This is a genomic window from Hydrogenimonas thermophila, assembly GCF_900115615.1.
GTDB classification, from domain to species: Bacteria; Campylobacterota; Campylobacteria; order Campylobacterales; family Hydrogenimonadaceae; genus Hydrogenimonas; species Hydrogenimonas thermophila.
Window position 1 is genome coordinate 25,262 of sequence record NZ_FOXB01000026.1, and the last position, 6,182, is coordinate 31,443.

Genomic DNA, 6,182 nt, shown 5'->3' on the forward strand with positions numbered 1-6,182 from the left:
CTTAGCCCTCTTTTGTCAGATTTTCCCAAACCGCTTTCTCAATGACAACCGCGTGATACGCTGCTGCAAGATAGCCGTTGAGTTCATTCTCTTCGATCAAATAACAGTTCGGAAGATTTCTAAATGCCATATAGGTTTTGTCATCGATCAAAGACTTTACCCACAGAGCATCACGCTCGCCAAGTTTTTTCATCATTGCTGCAGCATCTTTTGTTTTTCCGCTTGCAACTTCGATGTTGTCAACAATAAATAGTTTGCCATTTGCTGCTTTTTCTGCCAATGCATGCTTCAAAGCAAGCTTTTTTTGCTTTTTGTTGACTTTTTGGTCATAGTTGCGGTTTGCTTTTGGTCCAAACGCTGCACCACCACCGACAAAAAGCGGGCTTCGGATAGAACCAGCTCGGGCACCGCCACGTCCCTTTTGAGACCAAGGCTTTTTACCGCCACCACTTACAGCAGAGCGGTTTTTGCTGTGTGCAGTGTTTGCACGTAGTGCTGCCTGATATGACTTGACATAAAGATATAAGTTATGTGCGCTTGCTTCAAGGAAGCTTGCAGGAACTTCAGCGTCTCCCGCTTTTTCCAGGTTTTCATTTAAAACTACTGCTGTACTCATTTAGAAATCCTTACTCGACCCATCGCGCCGTTTGGTCCAGGAACTGCACCCTTAACTACAAGGATTTTGCTTTCCGGATCGAACGATACGATCTCATTTTTAACAGTAACAGTCGCATTACCATAGTGACCAGGCATTTTTTGTCCCGGCTGTACGCGTCCAGGCCATTCACAGTTACCAATTGAACCAGGTGCTCTGTGGAAACGTGAACCGTGGCTTCTTGGACCACCAGCAAAGTTCCATCGCTTCATAACACCTGCAAATCCGCGACCTTTGCTTTTGAAAGTTGTTTTAACTTTTTTAGCTTCAGTAAGTGGTGTTAAATCAAGATCACCAGCTTCTGTATTAGCTACTTTAATTGTCGCAAATTTGTTATATTCTGGGCTTAGCCCATACTTTTTCTGCTGACCTTCGATAGCTTTATTGCGCTTTTTACCACTTGCATAAGCAACAATAGCGCGACCGTCTTCAGTGATCTCGCACACTTTGATATCCTGCACTTTTAGAAGCGTGACAGGGATACTCGGTACATTGATTGTTCGGCTCATGCCGATTTTTTCTACGATGAATTCCATCCGTTACCCCTTATTACCCATAGATCGTACTTCGACGTCTACTTCTGGTGCCAGATCAAGTTTCATCAACGAATCAACTGTATCAGGTGTAGCAGATACAATATCTATCATACGTGCATGAATTCTGATTTCAAATTGTTCGCGTGAATCTTTATTGATATGAGGTGATCTGAGCACTGTATAGCGTCTGATCTTAGTAGGCATAGGAATTGGGCCGCGTATTTCGGCTCCTGTTCGCTTGACTGCTTCTACGATTGCAGCAACTGATCGATCAAGCACACGATGATCGTACGCTTTGAGCTTAAGTCGAATTTTTTCCATAGGTTTTTCCCTTAAAAGAACTTGTTGGTATATGGATTTTGCATCCACCAACGCTTTTTGGAGCCAAGATTATACTCAAAAATTACTAACAAATCAACTATTTTTAGGCATTTTATAAAAAATCTATTGAAATTTATTTCCTTTTCATAAGGAAACCATAGCATTACTTCTTTACAATTATTGATAATTTCTCTTTCCATAAATTTAATATAACTATTTAATTCATTGGAACTTTATAGTTACTATTTTATCTTTTAGACTTTTTTGGTTTTATCAGTTAGTTTTGAGCACATATTCTTCAAACTCTTTTAATGGCAGTGGCTTATTGTAAAAATATCCCTGTATCAAATCTACTCCATAAGATTTAAGCAACTCTTTTTGTCTTATAGTTTCAACACCTTCAGCAACTACAGTAAACTCTAATGTTCTAGACATTCCAATGATCAGTTTTACAATTGTTATACTTTTTTGCTCTTCTTCTATATTCATAATAAATGATCGATCTATTTTAATAGTAGATATTGGAAAATCCCGTAAATAAGCTAACGATGAGTAGCCCGTGCCAAAATCATCTATTGCTATTTTATAACCAATAGAACGAATTCTATGTAAAACATTAATAGTATGATGAACCATTGTCATAGATGTTAACTCAGTAATTTCTAACTCTATTTTACCTGGATCAATTTTATATTCATCTACTAAACTTCTTAATAGTGGTTCAAGATTTTTATCTTGAAACTGTCTTCCTGACAGGTTTACTGCCAAAATTAAATTTTCAAAAACCGTTCCTTCCCACCTTTTAACCTGCTCCATACTTTTTCTTAATACTATTTCACCCAGTGGCAAAATAAGTCCTGTACTTTCAGCTAATTCAATAAAATGTGCTGGAGATAGTACACCCTTTTTTGGGTGATGCCAACGAACCAAAGCTTCAGCTCCAATTATCTTATCATTTGTAGGGTCAACTTTTGGCTGAAAATATAAGACTATCTGTTGAGGATCATTTTTTAATGCATATCTTAAATCTTGCTCCAACATCTGCTGATCATCTATGTTTTTCGCAAAACTATTATCAAAGATTATAATTCCGTTACGTCCCTTTTCTTTGGCCTGATACATAGCCATATCTGAAAAACGTAATAATTCATCAACACTTTTTCCATGTTCAGGATAAAATGAAATTCCAATACTTGAAGTAATCATGACTTCATAACCTAATGGATAAAAAGGTTTTGAGATTAAATTATGCAATTTATTTGCAACCAACATTACATCTTCTTTGCTCTGAATATCAAACATTACAACAACAAATTCATCACCACCAATTCTTGCAGCTATATCTTCTGATCTTATATTATTGTTAATCCTCTCTGCCAATTCTACCAGTAGTGCATCACCAACTTCATGTCCCAAAGAATCATTTATCAATTTAAAATGATCCAAATCTATAAATAAAATAGCTAACTCACTCTCTTTTTTACGTTTGGCTTCATTTATAAGTAGCTGTAAATGCTCTTTAAGCATAGCTCGATTTACCAACCCTGTCAGTGTATCATGCATTGCTAAATAACTAATCTCTTCTTTTGCCTTTTCCATATCTGTAATATCTAAAGAGACACCTATTAACTTAACCTCACTACTACCATACTTTTTTGCATTTACAACTGTTTTTAAAATTACTTTTTTACCAAGTTCATTTTTAAAAGAGATTATCATTTCAAATTTGGTACAATTTTTTATGGATTCATCAATCATATGTAAAAACTGTTCACTCTTCTCTTCTATATATCCAACAAAGTCTTTCCACTCCATCTTCTCTTTAAAGTTTCTACCTAATATTCTATACAACTCACTACTGGCTTTAAAATAGTCCTTATCAGGTATATAAACCCAGCTTCCAATATGCCCAATCTTTTGAGCCTCCAAAAGATAAAATTGATTCTCTTTTAGTTTACTTGAAGCTATAGTTAATGCTTTCATATGTTCAGATATTCGTTTAATCAATGCATTAATTGCTTCTATAATTGTTTTAACCTCTTTATACTTCCCTTTTATAGGTACAGGTTTTGGAGCTTTTAATGATAGATTTTCAAGATATGTAGATAATTCATAAAGTCTTTTAAGCGAGCTATTTATGTAATAAACCAATATAAATGTCAATAAACCAAAAATTGAAAAAAAGATTACTATACTCCATACATAGCGCTGAAACAGAACTTTTGCATTAGAAAATACTATATATGCTTTTAATGCGCCAACTTTTTTATTTTGGTACTTTATGTCAAAATTCAACTCTTTATATGCCATACTAGGATCAATTTTTCCAAACTCATATGACTTATTGTTAGACTTGAAAACAATATGCTTTATATTTGGAAGAGATTGTATAATTTCATTAACTCTATCTTTTGCTTCTTCTTCCATTCCCAGCTCTATAGCTATACTTATCTCTTCCAAGCTGTTTTTAACTATATTTATTATTGACTTTTCTTCAACTTTTTTAAGAAGATCGTATGTTCCATATGTATTAAAAAAAGACCAAATCATAAATAAAAATATCCAAATATAAGCAACTAGTTGCAGTAGTGACTTAAGAGATTTTGGTGCTAGATTAATATTCATCACTATACACCTTTGAGAGCTTTACAAATAATGGATTTATCTTTATTCCTGATCTTTTTAAAGCATGTATATTTATAATTGGCTTTACTTTTTCTCCAATATCCAAAGAGATCATTGCTCCTTTGGACAATAAAAATGAGTCATAAGCAAATACCAATTTATCATTCTGTTCTTTTTTTAAAAAATGTTTCACATTATATGGATTTAGAAATAGAACATAAGCAGTAAAATTTTTCGATATTTTATCAAGAGGCAGTAGCACAATCTCTATTTCCGAATCATTACTATTTTCAATAGCTTTTTTAAAAATTTCAGCCAACTTTTCATTTTTTTTTGTATCGTAAACCAAAGCCATAAGAATTTTACCATCAATAAGCTTCTTCTTATAGTTAAGATCAATTTTTACAATTTTAGGAAACAATTTCGCCTCAAGAGTTACCACCTTTTCTTGTACCATACTCTCAAATGCAAAAACCGTTACCACTATAAAAAACAATAAAAACAGTCTCATTACCAACTCTTTTTTATTCCAAAAGACCAAAATCTACCATATCTTGGAAGATCATCTACATAGTAGAATCCTGCACTATTTATTTCTGATGGATATCGAATATCTGAATCAAATATATTATTGCACTTTACCCATATTTCCATATTTTTATTTGTCTTGTATGCAACAGAAACTGCTCCATCAATGTACCCATCTAATTTCTCTCTTAAATCTCCCTCTTCTCTTGAACGAGAACTAACACCCAAAGCAGTTGTCGATACTCTCCACTCATCTGTTACTGGAACTATTGCATCAACTTTTATGAGATGATGTGCTATTAGAGGTAGTTCATTGCCATTCTCATCTTTTGGATATGTATAGCTATAATTTAGACCTATTTGCCATGCATCATCTGTTACTTTATCCCAAGATGCTTCAAAACCTTGCAATGTTATATCTCCTCCATTTTCATACTCTCCATTGGCTTTAACAATAGTATTACTAATTTTAGAATAGTACCCATTTATCTTTATTTTACTACTTATTCCAGGGTAAAACACCCATCCTGCTTCATAAGTATCTATTACTTCTGGACTAAGTGAAGAGTTTCCTTTAAAGTCAATAGGAGTTATAGAGTACAGCTCTAACCATGATGGTGCTCTAAAAGCGTGTTGAAAAAGGAACTTAAAACTATTTTTCATATTTGCTTTATATAAAAGAGAGGCTTTATAACTCCAGTTAGATCCAAAATCGCTATAATTGTCATACCTTACTCCACCGACAACTATGAATTTTGGATTCAAAAATAACATATCTTCGACAGCACAAGCCCATCTTTTTCTATCAATTCCCTCTTTTATGATATTGTAATCACCTCTTAACTCTTCTCCATAAGGACCAAGATTAGTGGAAATATTTTGCTCATCTCCCATACTTATAACATATTGCTGATAGTAGCTATCTATAGGTCTGGAGTAAGCTGCTTCTGCAACTATTTTTACATCTTGAAAATCACTTTTATAATTAAATCTTTGTGAAAATTTAATATTTTCTTCTTTTATATGCAAACCTACTATAAGATCATCATCAGGATTATCTGATGTAGAAAAATCATGTTCTAAAATAGTATATGGAAACAATCTTATCTCAGTACCGGCAATATACTCTCTATATCTTAAATTAGTGTAGCTTGACCATTTTTCTGTTAACCCCAATAAATCCATACCAAATTAGACAACAAGCCAAATTGCTCTATAATTAGGTATTTACAAACGAAAAAGTTACACCTAAAACTTTCACCCAATGGGTGTAACTTTTTCAAACACGGAAGGAAATTATGCCACAAACTATATTAAGCTTTGATATTGAAACAACAAATGAGAAATTAACACCAAGAGCAGGTGTAGCAATATTTGGTGAATACCTAAAAGGTATGAATCTTGAACACCTTTGTAATACAAACATTCCCTTGGCTAAACATCCAAATGGGTACGATCCATTTGAGTTCATATATCCTTTGATTCTAATGCTTCACAGCAGTGGTCGTGTACTTGAT

At 33.6% G+C, this 6,182-nt stretch carries 6 protein-coding genes and 1 pseudogene; 1 reads left to right on the forward strand and 6 read right to left on the reverse strand.

All coding sequences use genetic code 11. The annotated features are described in order from the left end of the window. Window position 1 precedes the first annotated feature (1 nt). The 6 genes from rplD to BM227_RS08490 form a co-directional block, all read right to left on the reverse strand. Window positions 2–616 (reverse strand): 50S ribosomal protein L4, encoded by a 615-nt coding sequence (rplD, locus tag BM227_RS08465; RefSeq protein WP_092912959.1) that lies wholly within the window; start codon window positions 614–616, stop codon window positions 2–4. After that, entirely contained in the window at window positions 613–1,191 is a 579-nt protein-coding gene (rplC, locus tag BM227_RS08470) for a 50S ribosomal protein L3 (protein WP_092912961.1), read from the reverse strand. The genes rplD and rplC overlap by 4 nt, the downstream gene beginning before the upstream one ends. Window positions 1,192–1,194: 3 nt before the next feature. Then, on the reverse strand, window positions 1,195–1,512 hold the full coding sequence (gene rpsJ, locus BM227_RS08475; protein ID WP_092912963.1) for a 30S ribosomal protein S10: 318 nt from the start codon (window positions 1,510–1,512) through the stop codon (window positions 1,195–1,197). Between the two features lie 273 nt (window positions 1,513–1,785). Beyond that, window positions 1,786–4,137: a putative bifunctional diguanylate cyclase/phosphodiesterase gene (locus BM227_RS08480; protein ID WP_092912965.1), complete on the reverse strand. Its 2,352-nt coding sequence runs from the start codon at window positions 4,135–4,137 to the stop codon at window positions 1,786–1,788. Further along, the gene (locus BM227_RS08485; protein ID WP_092912967.1) at window positions 4,127–4,648 is read right to left on the reverse strand and encodes a YfiR family protein; all 522 of its coding nucleotides are present in this window, start codon (window positions 4,646–4,648) and stop codon (window positions 4,127–4,129) included. Before BM227_RS08485 ends, BM227_RS08480 begins: the two co-directional genes overlap by 11 nt. Continuing rightward, window positions 4,648–5,841: a TonB-dependent receptor plug domain-containing protein gene (locus BM227_RS08490; RefSeq protein ID WP_218147933.1), complete on the reverse strand. Its 1,194-nt coding sequence runs from the start codon at window positions 5,839–5,841 to the stop codon at window positions 4,648–4,650. The genes BM227_RS08485 and BM227_RS08490 overlap by 1 nt, the downstream gene beginning before the upstream one ends. A 122-nt stretch (window positions 5,842–5,963) precedes the next feature. Here BM227_RS08490 and BM227_RS08495 point away from each other — a divergent pair. Next, window positions 5,964–6,182, forward strand: a pseudogene (locus BM227_RS08495) (IS1380-like element ISSlsp1 family transposase); the annotation flags it as partial.

Coding starts and splice junctions, on each gene's coding strand:
- rplD (WP_092912959.1), bottom strand. CDS start 616: ATGAGTACAGCAGTAGTTTTAAATGAAAACCTGGAAAAAGCGGGAGAC.
- rplC (WP_092912961.1), bottom strand. CDS start 1,191: ATGGAATTCATCGTAGAAAAAATCGGCATGAGCCGAACAATCAATGTA.
- rpsJ (WP_092912963.1), bottom strand. CDS start 1,512: ATGGAAAAAATTCGACTTAAGCTCAAAGCGTACGATCATCGTGTGCTT.
- BM227_RS08480 (WP_092912965.1), bottom strand. CDS start 4,137: ATGAATATTAATCTAGCACCAAAATCTCTTAAGTCACTACTGCAACTA.
- BM227_RS08485 (WP_092912967.1), bottom strand. CDS start 4,648: ATGAGACTGTTTTTATTGTTTTTTATAGTGGTAACGGTTTTTGCATTT.